The sequence below is a fragment of the Bacillus sp. FSL K6-0268 genome, from assembly GCF_038005425.1.
GTDB classification, from domain to species: domain Bacteria; phylum Bacillota; class Bacilli; order Bacillales; family Bacillaceae_G; genus Bacillus_A; species Bacillus_A thuringiensis_S.
In genome coordinates this window covers 3,374,968-3,390,740 of record NZ_JBBOTF010000001.1, presented here as the reverse complement: position 1 = coordinate 3,390,740, position 15,773 = coordinate 3,374,968, and the positions used below count along the sequence as shown (strand labels likewise).

Genomic DNA, 15,773 nt, shown 5'->3' with positions numbered 1-15,773 from the left:
GGAGGATATTTATATGTCTTATCAAAAAGTGTCAAATGCTGAAAATGTAGTCGTTGGTCATAAACGAACATTGGAAGCAATCAAAAATGGTATAGTTAAAGAAGTTGTTATTGCAGAAGATGCTGATGTGCGGTTAACCCATGTTATCATTCGCACTGCTTTGCAACATAACATACCCATAACAAAAGTTGAATCAGTTCGTAAGCTTGGAAAAGTTTCGGGGATTCAAGTGGGAGCTTCAGCAATAGGAATAATAAGTTAAAACTGTTTTTGTGAGGAGAGAGCATTTGCTCTTCCTTGCAAAAACTTTGTTTTCAACTAATAATGAACCACCTGGATATGTGGTCATACAAACATGCGAAGGGAGGATAATCAAATGCCTACTATTAACCAATTAGTGAGAAATGGTCGTACTGATAAAGTATGGAAATCTAAATCACCTGCGTTAAACAAAGGTTTTAACTCTTTAAAGAAAAAATCAACTGATATCTCTGCACCTCAAAAACGTGGTGTATGTACTCGTGTTGGTACAATGACTCCAAAGAAACCTAACTCAGCGTTACGTAAATACGCTCGTGTACGTTTAACAAACGGGATTGAAGTTACAGCTTACATCCCAGGTATCGGTCATAACTTACAAGAGCATAGCGTAGTATTAATTCGCGGTGGTCGAGTAAAGGATTTACCAGGGGTACGTTACCACATCGTTCGTGGAGCGCTTGATACAGCTGGTGTTGACAAACGTATGCAAGGACGTTCTAAATATGGTACTAAGCGACCAAAACCTGCTAAAAAATAATAAACTTATAATGAAAGGAGGAACTCAATATGCCTCGTAAAGGACCTGTTGCGAAACGTGACGTGTTACCAGATCCAATGTACAATTCTAAGCTAGTAACACGCCTTATCAACAAAATGATGGTTGACGGTAAAAAAGGTAAATCTCAAACAATTCTTTATAACGCTTTCGATATCGTTCGTGAACGTTCAGATAAAGAACCAATGGAAGTATTCGAGCAAGCTCTTAAGAACATCATGCCTGTTCTTGAAGTACGCGCTCGTCGTGTTGGTGGTGCTAACTACCAAGTTCCAGTTGAGGTTCGTCCAGAACGCCGTACAACTTTAGGTCTTCGCTGGTTAGTAAACTATGCTCGTCTTCGTGGTGAAAAAACTATGGAAGAGCGTCTAGCTTACGAAATCTTAGATGCAGCTAACAACGCTGGTGCATCTGTTAAGAAACGTGAAGACACTCATAAAATGGCAGAAGCTAACAAAGCATTTGCTCATTACCGTTGGTAGGATTCAACGTAAAATAAATGTAAGCATAAACCGCTTTATTTGTCGCTTATGGAAGTGTGGAGAGGGAGAATGCCTCTCCCTTTCGTTGGGCGCTCGTTTTACATAATGAGGGTACTGGACACTGGCATATGTAACAATATAAAGTGGCTTTTTTGCTACTTAAAATAAAAAATCCAATCCATATATGGAAGGAGCAAGACACCAAATGACAAGAGAGTTCTCTTTAGAAAACACTCGTAATATTGGTATCATGGCTCACATCGATGCTGGTAAAACAACAGCAACTGAGCGTATTCTGTATTACACAGGACGTATTCATAAAATCGGTGAAACTCATGAAGGTGCATCTCAGATGGACTGGATGGAGCAAGAGCAAGAGCGTGGTATCACAATTACTTCTGCTGCAACTACAGCTCAATGGAAAGGTCACCGTGTAAACATCATTGATACTCCAGGACACGTAGACTTCACAGTAGAAGTAGAACGTTCTTTACGCGTACTTGATGGTGCGGTAGCAGTACTTGATGCACAATCTGGTGTAGAACCACAAACAGAAACTGTTTGGCGTCAGGCTACTACTTACGGTGTACCTCGTATCGTATTCGTTAACAAAATGGATAAGATCGGTGCAGATTTCTTATACTCTGTAGGAACAATCCACGATCGTTTACAAGCAAACGCACATCCAATTCAGTTACCAATCGGTGCTGAAGATGAGTTCAATGGTATCATTGATCTTGTTGAAGAGTGTGCTTACATGTACGGTAACGATTTAGGAACAGACATCGAGCGTGTCGAAATTCCTGAAGAGCACAAAGAACTAGCTGAAGAATACCGTGGAAAGCTTATTGAAGCGGTAGCTGAGCTTGATGAAGAAATGATGATGAAGTACCTAGAAGGTGAAGAAATCACTGTAGAAGAGCTTAAAGCTGGTATCCGTAAGGCTACAACTTCTGTAGAATTCTTCCCAGTAATCTGTGGTTCTGCATTCAAAAACAAAGGTGTTCAAATCCTGTTAGACGCAGTTATCGACTACCTACCATCTCCATTAGATGTACCTGCTATTAAAGGTACTCTTCCGGATACAGATGAAGAAGTAGAACGTAAGTCTAGCGATGAAGAACCATTCGCAGCTCTAGCATTCAAAATCATGACTGACCCTTATGTTGGTAAGTTAACGTTCTTCCGTGTGTACTCTGGTGTGTTAAACTCTGGATCATACGTGAAAAACTCAACTAAAGGTAAGCGTGAGCGTGTAGGACGTATCCTACAAATGCACGCTAACAGCCGTGAAGAGATTTCAACAGTTTACGCTGGTGATATCGCTGCTGCTGTAGGTTTAAAAGATACTACTACTGGTGATACTCTTTGTGACGAGAAGAGTCTTGTTATCCTTGAGTCTATGGAATTCCCAGAGCCAGTTATCTCTGTAGCTATCGAACCAAAATCTAAAGCTGACCAAGATAAAATGGGTACAGCATTATCTAAGCTTTCTGAAGAAGATCCAACATTCCGTGCTCACACTGACCAAGAAACTGGCCAAACTATCATCGCTGGTATGGGTGAACTTCACCTTGATATCATCGTTGACCGTATGCGCCGTGAATTCAAAGTCGAAGCAAACGTTGGTGCTCCTCAGGTAGCATACCGTGAAACTTTCCGCGCTGCTGCGAAAGTTGAAGGTAAGTTTGCTCGTCAATCTGGTGGACGTGGACAATTCGGTCACGTTTGGATTGAGTTTGCACCTAACGAAGAAGGTAAAGGATTTGAATTCGAAAACAAAATCGTCGGCGGTGTAGTTCCACGTGAATACATCCCAGCTGTTGGAGCGGGTCTTGAAGACTCACTTAAAAATGGTGTACTAGCTGGTTACCCACTAGTTGACATTAAAGCAGCATTAGTTGACGGTTCTTACCATGATGTCGATTCATCTGAGATGGCGTTCAAAATCGCTGCATCTATGGCACTTAAAGCTGCGGTTTCTAAATGTAACCCAGTAATTCTTGAGCCAATGATGAAAGTTGAAGTTGTAATCCCTGAAGAATACATGGGAGACATCATGGGTGACGTAACATCTCGTCGTGGACGTGTAGAAGGTATGGAAGCTCGCGGTAACGCACAAGTTGTTCGCGCTATGGTTCCGCTTTCTGAAATGTTCGGTTATGCGACAGCATTACGTTCTAACACTCAAGGACGCGGAACATTCTCAATGACATTTGATCATTATGAAGAAGTACCGAAGTCTGTTTCAGAAGAAATTATTAAAAAAAATAAAGGCGAATAATTGATTTTTATCAATTGTTCGAGTATAACTACTTATGTAAGCTTAGAAAGTGGGACGTAAGTTTCGCTTTCTAGTCTAAATATAAAATAACCTATATAAACTAAGGAGGAATTTAGAATGGCTAAAGCTAAATTCGAACGTTCTAAACCCCATGTTAACATCGGTACAATCGGCCACGTTGACCATGGTAAAACTACATTAACTGCTGCGATCACTACAGTTCTTGCAAAAGCTGGTGGTGCTGAAGCACGCGGATACGATCAAATCGACGCTGCTCCAGAAGAAAGAGAGCGCGGAATCACAATCTCAACTGCACACGTTGAGTACGAAACTGAAACTCGTCACTATGCACACGTTGACTGCCCAGGTCACGCTGACTATGTTAAAAACATGATCACTGGTGCTGCTCAAATGGACGGCGGTATCTTAGTAGTATCTGCTGCTGATGGCCCAATGCCTCAAACACGTGAGCACATCCTTCTTTCTCGTCAAGTAGGTGTTCCTTACATCGTTGTATTCTTAAACAAATGCGACATGGTTGACGACGAAGAATTATTAGAATTAGTAGAAATGGAAGTTCGTGACCTATTATCTGAATACGGATTCCCAGGCGACGACATTCCTGTAATCAAAGGTTCTGCTCTTAAAGCTCTTCAAGGAGAAGCTGATTGGGAAGCAAAAATCATTGAATTAATGACTGAAGTTGATGCTTACATCCCAACTCCAGAACGTGAAACTGACAAACCATTCTTAATGCCTATCGAGGATGTATTCTCTATCACAGGTCGTGGTACAGTTGCAACTGGTCGTGTAGAGCGCGGAATCGTTAAAGTTGGTGACGTAGTAGAAATCATCGGTCTTGCTGAAGAGAATGCTTCTACAACTGTAACTGGTGTAGAAATGTTCCGTAAACTTCTTGACCAAGCTCAAGCTGGAGACAACATCGGTGCTCTTCTTCGTGGGGTTGCTCGTGAAGACATCCAACGTGGACAAGTTCTTGCTAAAACTGGCTCTGTAAAAGCACACGCTAAATTCAAAGCTGAAGTTTTCGTATTATCTAAAGAAGAAGGTGGACGTCACACTCCATTCTTCGCTAACTACCGTCCTCAGTTCTACTTCCGTACAACTGACGTAACTGGTATCATCCAATTACCAGAAGGTACTGAAATGGTAATGCCTGGTGACAACATCGAAATGACTATCGAACTTATCGCTCCAATCGCTATCGAAGAGGGAACTAAATTCTCTATTCGTGAAGGTGGACGTACAGTAGGTTACGGTGTAGTTGCTACTATCGTTGAGTAATCTTAACTGATATAAAAACCCCCCAAGGGATTTCCCCTTGGGGGGTTTTGTTTGTGTTTATATAATGAATTGGATGATATCTTTATGTTTTGACGAGTTTCTTCTATAGTATATAAAAACATTAAAACGAAACCCAAAAACTGTAAAATGAATTCTAGTAGATGAAAACTTGAAATTCTTTAAAGTGCCATGTATAATAGCAAAAGTAGAGAAAAGCAGATGCAAACAAAAAGATGCTTGCATCTAGACTAATAACATTGTATAATAGACAATGTTGGTCTTTGACTGCGATGAAGTGGAAGGTTGCTGACACACCCGGCCGCTTTGCCATGGCATGGTGTGGGGAAATTTCCATGGAGAAGGTCTATTTTAGAAATAGGCGAACGAAGGAGGGAAAATAATGGCAAAAGAAAAAATTCGTATCCGTTTAAAAGCTTATGATCACCGTATTCTTGATCAATCAGCTGAGAAAATTGTAGAAACAGCTAAGCGTTCTGGGGCAACAGTTTCTGGTCCGATCCCATTACCAACTGAGAAGACTATTTACACAATTCTTCGTGCTGTTCATAAGTACAAAGATTCTCGTGAGCAATTCGAAATGCGCACACACAAACGTTTAATCGATATCGTGAGTCCTACTCCACAAACAGTAGATTCATTAATGCGTTTAGACTTACCGTCTGGTGTAGATATCGAAATTAAACTATAAATTATATAACTTAAAAATGTAGGAGGTGTAACTCATGACCAAAGGAATCTTAGGAAGAAAGATCGGTATGACTCAAGTATTTGCTGAGAACGGTGAGTTAATCCCAGTAACAGTTATCGCTGCTAATCCAAACGTTGTTCTTCAAAAGAAAACAACTGAAACTGATGGCTACAATGCAATCCAGTTAGGATTTGAAGATAAACGTGAAAAGTTAACTAACAAACCTGAACAAGGCCACACTGCTAAAGCATCTACAACTCCTAAGCGCTTCATTCGCGAAATCCGCGATGCAGACGTGGACGGATTAGAGGTTGGTCAAGAGGTAAAAGTTGAAGTTTTCGCTGCAGGTGAAATCGTTGACGTAACAGGAATTTCTAAAGGTAAAGGTTTCCAAGGTGTTATCAAACGCCACGGACAATCTCGCGGACCTATGTCTCATGGTTCTCGCTATCACCGTCGTCCAGGTTCAATGGGCCCAGTTGCTCCGAACCGTGTATTCAAAGGCAAAAAACTTGCTGGACGTATGGGTGGAGACCAAGTTACTATCCAAAACTTAGAAATCGTTCAAGTTGACACTGAGCGCAACTTATTACTAGTAAAAGGTAACGTTCCAGGTGCTAAGAAATCTCTTGTAGTTGTTCAAGGCGCTGTGAAGGTTAGCAAATAATTCACAATAGGAAGGAGGAATTCCAATGCCAAAAGTTACTGTATATAACCAAACTGGTTCACAGGTTGGTGAAATCGAATTAGCTGAAGCTATTTTCGGTATCGAACCAAATGAAGCTGTACTTTTCGAAGCTGTAATGATGCAACGTGCATCTTTACGTCAAGGTACACACAAAGTAAAAACTCGTTCTGAAGTTCGCGGTGGTGGTCGTAAACCATGGCGTCAAAAAGGAACTGGACGTGCTCGTCAAGGGTCTATCCGTTCTCCTCAATGGCGTGGTGGTGGTACGGTATTCGGACCTACACCAAGAAGCTATGCGTACAAACTTCCTAAGAAGGTTCGTCGTTTAGCAATTAAATCTGCATTAGCTACTAAAGTAGTTGAGAACAACATTGTAGTTCTTGAAGACCTAGTATTAAATGCACCAAAAACAAAAGACATGCTAGCAGTACTTAAAGGATTAACTGTTGAGAAGAAAGCTCTTATCGTAACTGCTGATGCAAACGAATCTGTAGAGTTATCTGCTCGCAATATCCCTGGAGTAACAGTAATCACTGCTGATGGCGTAAACGTTTTAGACGTGCTTCATCATGATAAGCTAATCATGACAAAAGCGGCAGTGGAAAAAGTAGAGGAGGTGCTTGCATAATGAGAGATCCTCGTGATATCATTAAGCGCCCAGTTATCACTGAACGTTCTATGGAAATGATGGCTGAAAAAAAATACACGTTCGATGTGGACGTTAAATCTAATAAAACAGAAGTTAAAGATGCTCTTGAAGCGATCTTTGGTGTTAAAGTAGAAAAAGTGAACATCATGAACTACAAGCCGAAAGCAAAACGCGTTGGTCGTCACGCTGGTTTTACTAGCCGTCGTCGTAAAGCAATCGTTAAGCTAACTGCTGACAGCAAAGAAATCGAAATCTTCCAAGGCGTTTAATTCTTACTAAAGAAGGAGGGAAATTGAGATGGGAATTAAAAAGTATAATCCAACTACTAACGGTCGTCGTAATATGACTACGAATGATTTCGCTGAAATCACGACTGACAGACCCGAAAAGTCTTTACTTGCTCCTTTAAGCAAGAAGGCTGGTCGTAATAACCAAGGTAAAATTACTGTACGTCATCAAGGTGGCGGACATAAGCGTCAATACCGTATCATCGACTTTAAGCGTAACAAAGATGGAATTCCAGGACGCGTTGCTACGATCGAATACGATCCAAACCGCTCTGCGAATATCGCATTAATTAACTACGTTGACGGTGAAAAACGTTACATTCTTGCTCCTAAATCATTAGAAGTAGGTATGGAAGTTATGTCTGGCCCAGAAGCTGACATCAAAATCGGTAACGCATTACCATTAATCAACATTCCAGTAGGTACTGTTGTTCATAACATCGAGCTTAAGCCTGGTCGTGGCGGACAATTAGTTCGTTCTGCTGGTACATCTGCTCAGGTACTTGGTAAAGAAGGTAAATACGTACTTGTACGTTTAACTTCTGGTGAAGTACGTCTTGTATTATCTGCTTGTCGCGCTTCAATCGGTCAAGTAGGTAACGAACAACATGAACTTATCAAAATCGGTAAAGCAGGTCGCTCTCGCTGGTTAGGTAAACGCCCAACAGTTCGTGGTTCTGTAATGAACCCGGTTGATCACCCACACGGTGGTGGTGAAGGTCGTTCTCCAATCGGACGTAAGTCTCCAATGTCTCCATGGGGTAAACCAACTCTTGGATTCAAGACTCGTAAGAAAAACAAAGCGTCTGACAAATTTATCGTTCGTCGTCGTAAAAAATAATGGGATTGTAGTACGGTTCATTTCTAGAACCGTACGCCAATCACGAAGGGAGGCACCAAAATGGCTCGTAGCTTAAAAAAAGGACCATTTGTCGATGATCACTTAATGAGCAAAATGGAAAAATTAGTTGCATCTGAGCAAAAACAAGTTGTTAAAACTTGGTCTCGCCGTTCAACAATCTTCCCTCAGTTCATCGGACACACAATCGCTGTATATGATGGTCGTAAACACGTACCTGTGTACATCACTGAGGATATGGTTGGCCATAAGTTAGGTGAATTCGCACCAACTCGTACGTATAAAGGTCACCTTGCTGACGATAAGAAAACTAGAAGATAATGAGAGGAGGCACTTCAATGCAAGCTAAAGCAGTAGCGAGAACAGTTCGTATTGCTCCTCGTAAAGTTCGTTTAGTAGTAGACTTAATCCGAGGTAAGCAAGTGGGTGAAGCGATTGCTATCCTTAACCACACACCAAAAACTGCTTCTCCAGTTGTAGAAAAAGTTTTAAAATCTGCAATCGCAAATGCAGAGCACAATTATGAGATGGATATTAACAACCTAGTTGTTGAAAAAGTCTTCGTTGACGAAGGTCCAACGTTGAAACGTTTCCGTCCACGTGCAATGGGTCGTGCAAGCCAAATTAACAAACGCACAAGCCACATCACAGTTGTGGTATCAGAAAAGAAGGAGGGATAATCGATGGGTCAAAAGGTTAATCCAATTGGTCTTCGTGTCGGTGTTATCCGTGACTGGGAATCTCGTTGGTTCGCTGAGAAAGATTACGCTACATTATTACATGAAGACATCAAAATCCGTGAGTACATTAATGTACGCTTAAAAGATTCTGCTGTTGCTAAAGTAGAAATCGAACGTGCAGCAAATCGTGTAAATGTTACAATTCACACTGCAAAACCTGGTATGGTAATTGGTAAAGGTGGTACTGAAGTTGAAGCACTTCGTAAAGCTCTTAACCAATTAACAGGCAAGCGTGTACACATCAACATTTTAGAAGTTAAGAGAGCTGATCTTAACGCTAAATTAGTAGGCGAAAACATCGCTCGTCAATTAGAAAACCGTGTATCATTCCGTCGTGCACAAAAGCAAGTTATTCAACGTGCTATGCGTGCAGGTGCTAAAGGTATTAAAACACAGGTTTCTGGTCGTCTTGGCGGAGCTGATATCGCTCGTGCAGAATCTTACAGTGAAGGAACTGTTCCACTTCATACACTTCGCGCTGATATTGACTATGCAGCAGTTGAAGCTGATACAACATACGGTAAATTAGGCGTAAAAGTATGGATCTACCGTGGAGAAGTCCTTCCTACAAAAAAGAAAGCTTCTGAGGAAGGAGGAAAATAATATGTTAATGCCAAAACGCGTAAAATATCGTAGAGAGCATCGTGGTAAAATGCGTGGTCGTGCTAAAGGTGGAACTGAAATTGCTTTCGGTGAATTCGGTTTACAAGCACAAGCTGCTTCATGGATTACAAACCGTCAAATCGAAGCTGCTCGTCGTGCAATGACTCGTTACATGAAACGTGGCGGTAAAGTATGGATTAAAATTTTCCCTTCTAAACCTTACACTGCAAAACCTCTAGAAGTACGTATGGGTTCCGGTAAAGGGGCACCAGAAGGCTGGGTAGCAGTAGTAAAACCTGGGAAAATTATGTTCGAAATCGCGGGTGTATCTGAAGAGGTAGCACGCGAAGCATTACGTCTTGCAGCTCACAAGTTACCTGTGAAATGTAAATTCGTAAAACGTGAAGAAAATGGTGGTGAATCTAATGAAAACTAATGATATTCGTGAATTAACCACTGCCGAAATCGAAACAAAAGTTAAAGCTTTAAAGGAAGAGTTGTTTAATCTTCGCTTCCAACTTGCTACAGGACAATTAGAGAATCCAACTCGCATTCGTGAAGTGCGTAAAGCAATTGCTCGTATGAAAACTGTAGTTCGTGAAAGAGAGATCGGAATTAATCGATAAATTGAGGGGAGGTTTGCATAGTGAGCGAACGTAACCAACGCAAAGTTTATACTGGTCGTGTAGTGTCTGACAAAATGGACAAAACGATTACAGTTTTAGTTGAAACTTACAAAACTCATTCCTTGTACGGAAAACGTGTTAAGTATTCTAAGAAGTACAAAGCCCATGATGAGCAAAACCAAGCGAAACTTGGCGATATCGTTAAAATCATGGAAACTCGCCCGCTTTCTGCTACTAAGCGTTTCCGTTTAGTTGAAATCGTTGAAGAAGCGGTTATTATCTAAATAGACGAATCGGAATTTTTAGTCCGAAGGGAGGTTTCATAACATGATCCAACAAGAATCTCGTTTGAAAGTTGCTGACAACTCTGGTGCACGTGAACTTTTAACAATTAAAGTATTAGGCGGCTCTGGTCGTAAATATGCTAACATTGGTGACATTATCGTTGCTACGGTAAAACAAGCAACACCAGGTGGCGTTGTTAAAAAAGGTGACGTTGTTAAAGCAGTAGTAGTACGTACGAAGAGCGGAGCTCGTCGTACGGACGGTTCTTACATCAAATTTGATGAAAACGCAGCGGTTATCATTAAAGACGATAAGAGCCCACGTGGTACTCGTATCTTCGGACCAGTAGCTCGTGAATTACGTGATAGCAACTTCATGAAGATCGTTTCTTTAGCTCCAGAAGTTCTATAATTTAAGGTATTGCCTTGCTAAGGAGGTGCAGAATTAAGATGCATGTAAAAAAAGGTGATAAAGTACAGGTAATCACTGGTAAAGACAAAGGAAAACAAGGCGTTATCCTTGTGGCTTTCCCAAAGCAAAACCGTGTTATCGTTGAGGGTGTTAACATCGTTAAAAAACACTCTAAGCCATCTCAATTAAATCCACAAGGTGGAATTATTACTAAAGAAGCACCTATTCACGTTTCTAACGTTATGATTTTAGATCCGAAAACAGGTGAACCTACTCGCGTAGGCTTCAAAGTAGAAGATGGTAAAAAAGTTCGTATTGCAAAAAAATCTGGTGAATTATTAGATAAATAATTTTCTTAAGAAAGGAGGTCACTTCATTGAATCGCCTTAAAGAGAAGTTCCAAAAGGAAATTACTCCTGCTCTAGTGAGCAAGTTTAACTATAAATCTGTGATGGAAGTACCGAAAATCGAAAAGATCGTAATCAACACTGGTGTTGGTGACGCGGTATCTAACTCAAAAGCTTTAGACAATGCAGTAGAAGAATTAACACAAATCGCAGGTCAAAAACCTGTTGTAACTCGTGCTAAAAAATCAATCGCTGGTTTCCGTCTTCGTGAAGGTATGCCAATCGGTGCGAAAGTAACTTTACGCGGCGAGCAAATGTATGAGTTCTTCGACAAATTAGTATCGGTTTCTTTACCACGTGTACGTGATTTCCGTGGTGTTTCTAAGAAATCATTCGATGGTCGTGGGAACTACACATTAGGTGTTAAAGAGCAACTTATCTTCCCTGAGATTGATTATGATAAAGTAAGCAAAGTACGCGGTATGGACATCGTAATCGTTACTACAGCGAAAACTGATGAAGAAGCTCGTGAACTTTTAACACAATTCGGTATGCCATTCCAAAAATAATGGAAGCCAACGCTAAGTAGAGGAGGCGAAAACGTGGCTAAAAAATCTATGATAGCGAAACAAAAGCGTACTCCTAAGTTTAAAGTACAAGAGTATACACGTTGCGAACGCTGCGGTCGTCCGCATTCTGTATACCGCAAATTTAAACTTTGCCGTATTTGTTTCCGTGAACTTGCATATAAAGGTCAAATTCCTGGTGTTAAAAAAGCTAGTTGGTAAAACCCACAAATGGGAAGGAGGTAAAACACATGGTGATGACAGATCCAATTGCAGACATGCTTACTCGCATCCGTAATGCGAACATGGTACGTCATGAGAAATTAGAGGTTCCTGCTTCTAAAATCAAAAAAGAGATCGCTGAACTTTTAAAACGTGAAGGTTTCATTCGTGATGTAGAATACATCGAGGATAACAAACAAGGTATCCTTCGTATTTTCCTGAAATATGGTGCAAACAATGAACGTGTAATCACTGGATTAAAACGTATCAGTAAACCTGGCTTACGCGTTTACGCTAAAGCTGACGAAGTACCACGTGTACTTAACGGATTAGGTATCGCTCTTGTTTCTACATCTAAGGGAGTAATGACAGACAAAGACGCTCGTCAATTACAAACTGGTGGAGAAGTAGTAGCATACGTTTGGTAATATATATTTAAAACGAACGGAGGTGTGACCACATGTCTCGTATTGGTAAAAAGATTCTTGAAATCCCTGCAGGTGTTACTATTACAATTGCAGAAGACAATACTGTAACAGTAAAAGGCCCTAAAGGTGAATTAACTCGTAAATTCAATGCTGATATGTCTATCAAAATTGAAGAAAATACACTAACAGTTGAGCGTCCATCTGAACAGAAGGAACACCGTGCATTACACGGTACAACTCGTGCTTTAATCGGAAACATGGTTGAAGGTGTAACTGCAGGTTTCGCACGCGGACTTGAATTAGTCGGTGTTGGTTACCGTGCTCAAAAACAAGGAGATAAACTTGTTTTAAGCGTAGGTTATTCTCATCCAGTAGAAATGACTCCGGAAGCAGGTCTTGAAGTTGAAGTACCTGCACCAACTAAAATCGTAATTAAAGGTATCGACAAGCAACGTGTTGGCGAATTTGCTGCTAACATCCGTGCTGTACGTGCTCCTGAGCCTTACAAAGGTAAAGGTATTCGTTACGAAGGCGAAGTTGTTCGTCGTAAAGAAGGTAAAACTGCTAAGTAAACCCGTTAGGTGAGAGAAAGGAGTGACAAGAAAATGATCACTAAAGCTGATAAAAATGCGACTCGTAAGAAAAGACATGCACGTGTACGTGCTAAACTTACTGGTACTGCAGAGCGTCCACGTTTAAACGTGTTCCGTTCTAACCAACATATTTACGCTCAAGTTATTGATGATGTGAATGGTGTAACGTTAGTAAGTGCATCTACTCTTGATAAAGACCTTGCTCTTAACGGTACTAGCAATACTGAAGCTGCTACGAAAGTTGGAGAATCAGTTGCTAAGCGTGCTGTAGAGAAAGGCGTTAAAGAAGTAGTATTCGATCGCGGTGGTTACTTATACCATGGCCGTGTTAAAGCTCTAGCTGAAGCTGCTCGTGAGGCTGGATTACAATTTTAATGGTCAAAGGAGGGAAAATTGATGCATCGCATTGACCCAAGTAAATTAGAACTTGAAGAACGTGTAGTTACGATAAATCGTGTCGCGAAAGTTGTTAAGGGTGGTCGTCGTTTCCGCTTTGCTGCACTAGTTGTAGTTGGCGATAAAAACGGTCATGTTGGATTCGGTACTGGTAAAGCACAAGAGGTACCAGACGCAATTCGCAAAGCTATCGAAGACGCTAAGAAAAATTTAATCGCTGTACCATTAGTTGGTACAACAATTCCACACACAATCAACGGTCACTTTGGAGCTGGTGAAGTATTCTTAAAACCTGCTGCTGAGGGTACTGGTGTTATTGCTGGTGGACCTGTTCGTGCGGTTCTTGAATTAGCTGGTGTACAAGATATTCTTTCGAAATCTCTTGGTTCTAACACACCAATCAACATGATTCGCGCTACTGTGAACGGATTAAGCGAACTTAAGCGCGCTGAAGATGTTGCAAAATTACGCGGTAAATCTGTAGAAGAGCTACTAGGTTAAGGAGGGAAAACAAATGGCGAAAAAGTTAGAAATTACCCTCACTCGTAGTGTAATTGGTCGTCCACAAGATCAACGTGCGACGGTAGAAGCTTTAGGTCTTAAAAAGTTGAATTCAACTGTAGTTAAGGAAGAAACTCCTGCTATTCTTGGTATGATCAACAAAGTTTCTCACCTTTTAACTGTAAAAGAAGCTTAAGGATAACTCATTAATATAAGGAGGTGCCTGGGAATGAAACTTCATGAATTAAAACCTGCAGAAGGTTCTCGTAAAGTACGTAACCGTGTCGGTCGTGGTATCGGTTCTGGTAACGGTAAAACTGCTGGTAAAGGTCATAAAGGACAAAACGCACGTTCTGGTGGCGGTGTTCGTCTTGGCTTCGAAGGTGGTCAAACTCCATTATTCCGTCGTTTACCAAAACGCGGCTTCACAAACATTAACCGTAAAGAGTTTACTATTGTAAACTTATCAACGTTAAATCGTTTTGAAGATGGTACAGAAGTAACACCTGAATTATTGCTGGAAACTGGCGTTATCAGCAAGTTAAACGACGGTGTTAAAATTCTTGCAAGCGGAGCAGTAGAGAAAAAACTAACTGTTAAAGCGCACAAGTTCTCTTCAAGTGCTAAAGAAGCAATTGAAGCAGCTGGCGGATCAGTTGAGGTGATCTAATGTTTCGTACAATCTCCAACTTTATGCGCGTTGCTGAGATAAGACGTAAAATATTATTCACTTTAGCGATGTTAATCGTATTCAGGATTGGCACGTTTATCCCAGTGCCATTTACAAATGGAGACGTACTGAAAGCACAAGACCAATTAAATGCTTTAGGCATCCTAAATACATTTGGCGGTGGCGCCTTGAAAAACTTCTCCATCTTCGCGATGGGAATCATGCCGTATATTACAGCATCCATCATCGTGCAATTATTGCAGATGGATGTTGTTCCTAAATTTTCGGAATGGTCGAAGCAAGGTGAAATGGGCCGTCGTAAACTAACGCAATTCACGCGTTACTTTACAATTGTTCTTGCGTTTATTCAGGGGTTTGGTATGTCAATCGGTTTTAACGGTATGGTAGGTGGGCAATTAATTTTGAATCCTGGTTGGAGCACTTATTTATACATTGCTACGGTACTGACTGCTGGTACTGCATTTTTAATGTGGTTAGGCGAACAGATTACAGCTAAAGGTGTAGGTAATGGTATTTCCATCCTTATCTTTGGCGGTATTGCTGCAGCGATCCCAAGTGTTATATCTCAAGTGTATCAACAACAGTTTCAAAATATCGGAGATCAATTGTTCATGAGTATCGTTAAAGTTGCATTGATTTTACTAGCTGTGCTAGCAGTTATTGTTGGTGTTATTTTCATTCAACAAGCTGTTAGAAAGATCCCAATTCAATACGCGAAGCGTGTAACAGGAGGGAATGGGAATCATGCTGGAGCACAAAACACACATTTACCGCTTAAGGTAAATAGTGCGGGTGTTATTCCAGTCATTTTTGCTGTTTCATTCTTAATTACGCCTCCAACTATTGCACAGTTCTTCCCGAAACATGATGTATCGCAGTGGATTATTGCAAACTTTAACTATTCTCACCCAGTGGGAATGATCATATATGTTGCGCTCATTGTAGCCTTCACATATTTCTATGCATTTGTTCAGGTTAATCCAGAGCAAATGTCAGAGAATCTAAACAAGCAAGGTGGATATGTTCCAGGTATTCGTCCGGGTAAGAATACAGAACAATATCTAACAAAAATCTTGTATCGTTTGACCTTTGTAGGATCAATTTTCCTAGCAGCGATTGCAATCTTACCAGTTATTTTTACGAAATTGGGAAATCTTCCTCCATCTGCACAGATTGGTGGAACGAGTATGTTAATCGTTGTCGGCGTTGCTTTAGAAACAATGAAGCAGCTAGAAAGCCAACTGGTAAAACGCCATTACAAAGGGTTTATCAAGCAGTGAGTAA

At 40.9% G+C, this 15,773-nt stretch carries 27 protein-coding genes; all 27 read left to right on the top strand.

Annotation, left to right across the window (positions count from 1 at the left end; genetic code table 11):
* Positions 1-13: 13 nt before the first annotated feature.
* The 27 genes from MHI28_RS17485 (at position 14) to secY (ending at position 15,769) form a co-directional block, all read left to right on the top strand.
* On the top strand, positions 14-262 hold the full coding sequence (locus tag MHI28_RS17485; RefSeq protein WP_000121833.1) for a 50S ribosomal protein L7ae-like protein: 249 nt from the start codon (positions 14-16) through the stop codon (positions 260-262).
* A gap of 114 nt (positions 263-376) precedes the next feature.
* Complete coding sequence (gene rpsL, locus MHI28_RS17480; protein WP_001142341.1) at positions 377-799, top strand: 30S ribosomal protein S12; 423 nt, start codon at positions 377-379, stop codon at positions 797-799.
* Positions 800-828: 29 nt separating this feature from the next.
* Positions 829-1,299: a 30S ribosomal protein S7 gene (rpsG, locus tag MHI28_RS17475; protein WP_001137492.1), complete on the top strand. Its 471-nt coding sequence runs from the start codon at positions 829-831 to the stop codon at positions 1,297-1,299.
* Positions 1,300-1,504: 205 nt separating this feature from the next.
* Positions 1,505-3,583, top strand: a complete 2,079-nt coding sequence (gene fusA / locus MHI28_RS17470; protein WP_000196384.1) for an elongation factor G — start codon at positions 1,505-1,507, stop codon at positions 3,581-3,583.
* 117 nt (positions 3,584-3,700) lie between these two features.
* Positions 3,701-4,888, top strand: coding sequence for an elongation factor Tu (tuf, locus tag MHI28_RS17465; RefSeq protein ID WP_001029617.1), 1,188 nt, complete (start codon positions 3,701-3,703; stop codon positions 4,886-4,888).
* 400 nt (positions 4,889-5,288) lie between these two features.
* The gene (gene rpsJ / locus MHI28_RS17460; RefSeq protein ID WP_001040595.1) at positions 5,289-5,597 is read left to right on the top strand and encodes a 30S ribosomal protein S10; all 309 of its coding nucleotides are present in this window, start codon (positions 5,289-5,291) and stop codon (positions 5,595-5,597) included.
* A 34-nt stretch (positions 5,598-5,631) separates the two neighbouring features.
* Entirely contained in the window at positions 5,632-6,264 is a 633-nt protein-coding gene (gene rplC / locus MHI28_RS17455; RefSeq protein ID WP_000160209.1) for a 50S ribosomal protein L3, read from the top strand.
* 25 nt (positions 6,265-6,289) lie between these two features.
* Positions 6,290-6,913 (top strand): 50S ribosomal protein L4, encoded by a 624-nt coding sequence (gene rplD / locus MHI28_RS17450; RefSeq protein ID WP_001127258.1) that lies wholly within the window; start codon positions 6,290-6,292, stop codon positions 6,911-6,913.
* Positions 6,913-7,203 (top strand): 50S ribosomal protein L23, encoded by a 291-nt coding sequence (rplW, locus tag MHI28_RS17445; protein WP_001205558.1) that lies wholly within the window; start codon positions 6,913-6,915, stop codon positions 7,201-7,203. Before rplD ends, rplW begins: the two co-directional genes overlap by 1 nt.
* Positions 7,204-7,231: 28 nt before the next feature.
* Entirely contained in the window at positions 7,232-8,062 is an 831-nt protein-coding gene (gene rplB, locus MHI28_RS17440) for a 50S ribosomal protein L2 (RefSeq protein WP_000511583.1), read from the top strand.
* Positions 8,063-8,122: 60 nt separating this feature from the next.
* The gene (gene rpsS / locus MHI28_RS17435; RefSeq protein ID WP_000124454.1) at positions 8,123-8,401 is read left to right on the top strand and encodes a 30S ribosomal protein S19; all 279 of its coding nucleotides are present in this window, start codon (positions 8,123-8,125) and stop codon (positions 8,399-8,401) included.
* 17 nt (positions 8,402-8,418) lie between these two features.
* A complete protein-coding gene (rplV, locus tag MHI28_RS17430) occupies positions 8,419-8,760 on the top strand; it encodes a 50S ribosomal protein L22 (protein WP_001148024.1) in 342 nt (113 codons plus the stop codon).
* 3 nt (positions 8,761-8,763) lie between these two features.
* Positions 8,764-9,423 carry a 30S ribosomal protein S3 gene (rpsC, locus tag MHI28_RS17425; protein ID WP_000529956.1) on the top strand — a complete coding sequence of 220 codons (660 nt, stop codon included), beginning with the start codon at positions 8,764-8,766 and terminating at the stop codon, positions 9,421-9,423.
* Position 9,424: 1 nt separating this feature from the next.
* Positions 9,425-9,859: a 50S ribosomal protein L16 gene (gene rplP, locus MHI28_RS17420; protein ID WP_000928969.1), complete on the top strand. Its 435-nt coding sequence runs from the start codon at positions 9,425-9,427 to the stop codon at positions 9,857-9,859.
* A complete protein-coding gene (gene rpmC, locus MHI28_RS17415; RefSeq protein WP_000855718.1) occupies positions 9,849-10,049 on the top strand; it encodes a 50S ribosomal protein L29 in 201 nt (66 codons plus the stop codon). The genes rplP and rpmC overlap by 11 nt, the downstream gene beginning before the upstream one ends.
* 20 nt (positions 10,050-10,069) lie before the next feature.
* The gene (gene rpsQ / locus MHI28_RS17410; protein WP_000004106.1) at positions 10,070-10,333 is read left to right on the top strand and encodes a 30S ribosomal protein S17; all 264 of its coding nucleotides are present in this window, start codon (positions 10,070-10,072) and stop codon (positions 10,331-10,333) included.
* A gap of 43 nt (positions 10,334-10,376) precedes the next feature.
* The gene (gene rplN, locus MHI28_RS17405) at positions 10,377-10,745 is read left to right on the top strand and encodes a 50S ribosomal protein L14 (RefSeq protein WP_061129083.1); all 369 of its coding nucleotides are present in this window, start codon (positions 10,377-10,379) and stop codon (positions 10,743-10,745) included.
* Between the two features lie 38 nt (positions 10,746-10,783).
* The gene (gene rplX / locus MHI28_RS17400) at positions 10,784-11,095 is read left to right on the top strand and encodes a 50S ribosomal protein L24 (protein ID WP_000558200.1); all 312 of its coding nucleotides are present in this window, start codon (positions 10,784-10,786) and stop codon (positions 11,093-11,095) included.
* Positions 11,096-11,121: 26 nt separating this feature from the next.
* Complete coding sequence (rplE, locus tag MHI28_RS17395) at positions 11,122-11,661, top strand: 50S ribosomal protein L5 (RefSeq protein ID WP_001080829.1); 540 nt, start codon at positions 11,122-11,124, stop codon at positions 11,659-11,661.
* A 33-nt stretch (positions 11,662-11,694) separates the two neighbouring features.
* Positions 11,695-11,880 (top strand): 30S ribosomal protein S14, encoded by a 186-nt coding sequence (gene rpsN, locus MHI28_RS17390; RefSeq protein WP_001085700.1) that lies wholly within the window; start codon positions 11,695-11,697, stop codon positions 11,878-11,880.
* A gap of 29 nt (positions 11,881-11,909) precedes the next feature.
* Positions 11,910-12,308 carry a 30S ribosomal protein S8 gene (gene rpsH, locus MHI28_RS17385; RefSeq protein WP_000245511.1) on the top strand — a complete coding sequence of 133 codons (399 nt, stop codon included), beginning with the start codon at positions 11,910-11,912 and terminating at the stop codon, positions 12,306-12,308.
* Between the two features lie 32 nt (positions 12,309-12,340).
* On the top strand, positions 12,341-12,880 hold the full coding sequence (gene rplF / locus MHI28_RS17380; protein WP_000086551.1) for a 50S ribosomal protein L6: 540 nt from the start codon (positions 12,341-12,343) through the stop codon (positions 12,878-12,880).
* Positions 12,881-12,913: 33 nt separating this feature from the next.
* On the top strand, positions 12,914-13,276 hold the full coding sequence (rplR, locus tag MHI28_RS17375) for a 50S ribosomal protein L18 (RefSeq protein WP_000628818.1): 363 nt from the start codon (positions 12,914-12,916) through the stop codon (positions 13,274-13,276).
* 21 nt (positions 13,277-13,297) lie between these two features.
* On the top strand, positions 13,298-13,798 hold the full coding sequence (rpsE, locus tag MHI28_RS17370; RefSeq protein ID WP_000554646.1) for a 30S ribosomal protein S5: 501 nt from the start codon (positions 13,298-13,300) through the stop codon (positions 13,796-13,798).
* Positions 13,799-13,811: 13 nt separating this feature from the next.
* A complete protein-coding gene (rpmD, locus tag MHI28_RS17365; RefSeq protein ID WP_001085233.1) occupies positions 13,812-13,994 on the top strand; it encodes a 50S ribosomal protein L30 in 183 nt (60 codons plus the stop codon).
* Positions 13,995-14,027: 33 nt separating this feature from the next.
* A complete protein-coding gene (rplO, locus tag MHI28_RS17360; RefSeq protein WP_000766083.1) occupies positions 14,028-14,468 on the top strand; it encodes a 50S ribosomal protein L15 in 441 nt (146 codons plus the stop codon).
* Positions 14,468-15,769, top strand: a complete 1,302-nt coding sequence (gene secY / locus MHI28_RS17355; protein WP_000490118.1) for a preprotein translocase subunit SecY — start codon at positions 14,468-14,470, stop codon at positions 15,767-15,769. The genes rplO and secY overlap by 1 nt, the downstream gene beginning before the upstream one ends.
* The last annotated feature ends 4 nt before the right edge of the window (positions 15,770-15,773 follow it).

What these genes read in the sequence shown, in the direction of transcription:
- MHI28_RS17485 (WP_000121833.1), top strand. Translation starts at nt 14, where the DNA reads ATGTCTTATCAAAAAGTGTCAAATGCTGAAAATGTAGTCGTTGGTCAT.
- rpsL (WP_001142341.1), top strand. Translation starts at nt 377, where the DNA reads ATGCCTACTATTAACCAATTAGTGAGAAATGGTCGTACTGATAAAGTA.
- rpsG (WP_001137492.1), top strand. Translation starts at nt 829, where the DNA reads ATGCCTCGTAAAGGACCTGTTGCGAAACGTGACGTGTTACCAGATCCA.
- fusA (WP_000196384.1), top strand. Translation starts at nt 1,505, where the DNA reads ATGACAAGAGAGTTCTCTTTAGAAAACACTCGTAATATTGGTATCATG.
- tuf (WP_001029617.1), top strand. Translation starts at nt 3,701, where the DNA reads ATGGCTAAAGCTAAATTCGAACGTTCTAAACCCCATGTTAACATCGGT.
- rpsJ (WP_001040595.1), top strand. Translation starts at nt 5,289, where the DNA reads ATGGCAAAAGAAAAAATTCGTATCCGTTTAAAAGCTTATGATCACCGT.
- rplC (WP_000160209.1), top strand. Translation starts at nt 5,632, where the DNA reads ATGACCAAAGGAATCTTAGGAAGAAAGATCGGTATGACTCAAGTATTT.
- rplD (WP_001127258.1), top strand. Translation starts at nt 6,290, where the DNA reads ATGCCAAAAGTTACTGTATATAACCAAACTGGTTCACAGGTTGGTGAA.
- rplW (WP_001205558.1), top strand. Translation starts at nt 6,913, where the DNA reads ATGAGAGATCCTCGTGATATCATTAAGCGCCCAGTTATCACTGAACGT.
- rplB (WP_000511583.1), top strand. Translation starts at nt 7,232, where the DNA reads ATGGGAATTAAAAAGTATAATCCAACTACTAACGGTCGTCGTAATATG.
- rpsS (WP_000124454.1), top strand. Translation starts at nt 8,123, where the DNA reads ATGGCTCGTAGCTTAAAAAAAGGACCATTTGTCGATGATCACTTAATG.
- rplV (WP_001148024.1), top strand. Translation starts at nt 8,419, where the DNA reads ATGCAAGCTAAAGCAGTAGCGAGAACAGTTCGTATTGCTCCTCGTAAA.
- rpsC (WP_000529956.1), top strand. Translation starts at nt 8,764, where the DNA reads ATGGGTCAAAAGGTTAATCCAATTGGTCTTCGTGTCGGTGTTATCCGT.
- rplP (WP_000928969.1), top strand. Translation starts at nt 9,425, where the DNA reads ATGTTAATGCCAAAACGCGTAAAATATCGTAGAGAGCATCGTGGTAAA.
- rpmC (WP_000855718.1), top strand. Translation starts at nt 9,849, where the DNA reads ATGAAAACTAATGATATTCGTGAATTAACCACTGCCGAAATCGAAACA.
- rplN (WP_061129083.1), top strand. Translation starts at nt 10,377, where the DNA reads ATGATCCAACAAGAATCTCGTTTGAAAGTTGCTGACAACTCTGGTGCA.
- rplX (WP_000558200.1), top strand. Translation starts at nt 10,784, where the DNA reads ATGCATGTAAAAAAAGGTGATAAAGTACAGGTAATCACTGGTAAAGAC.
- rpsH (WP_000245511.1), top strand. Translation starts at nt 11,910, where the DNA reads ATGGTGATGACAGATCCAATTGCAGACATGCTTACTCGCATCCGTAAT.
- rplF (WP_000086551.1), top strand. Translation starts at nt 12,341, where the DNA reads ATGTCTCGTATTGGTAAAAAGATTCTTGAAATCCCTGCAGGTGTTACT.
- rplR (WP_000628818.1), top strand. Translation starts at nt 12,914, where the DNA reads ATGATCACTAAAGCTGATAAAAATGCGACTCGTAAGAAAAGACATGCA.
- rpsE (WP_000554646.1), top strand. Translation starts at nt 13,298, where the DNA reads ATGCATCGCATTGACCCAAGTAAATTAGAACTTGAAGAACGTGTAGTT.
- rpmD (WP_001085233.1), top strand. Translation starts at nt 13,812, where the DNA reads ATGGCGAAAAAGTTAGAAATTACCCTCACTCGTAGTGTAATTGGTCGT.
- rplO (WP_000766083.1), top strand. Translation starts at nt 14,028, where the DNA reads ATGAAACTTCATGAATTAAAACCTGCAGAAGGTTCTCGTAAAGTACGT.
- secY (WP_000490118.1), top strand. Translation starts at nt 14,468, where the DNA reads ATGTTTCGTACAATCTCCAACTTTATGCGCGTTGCTGAGATAAGACGT.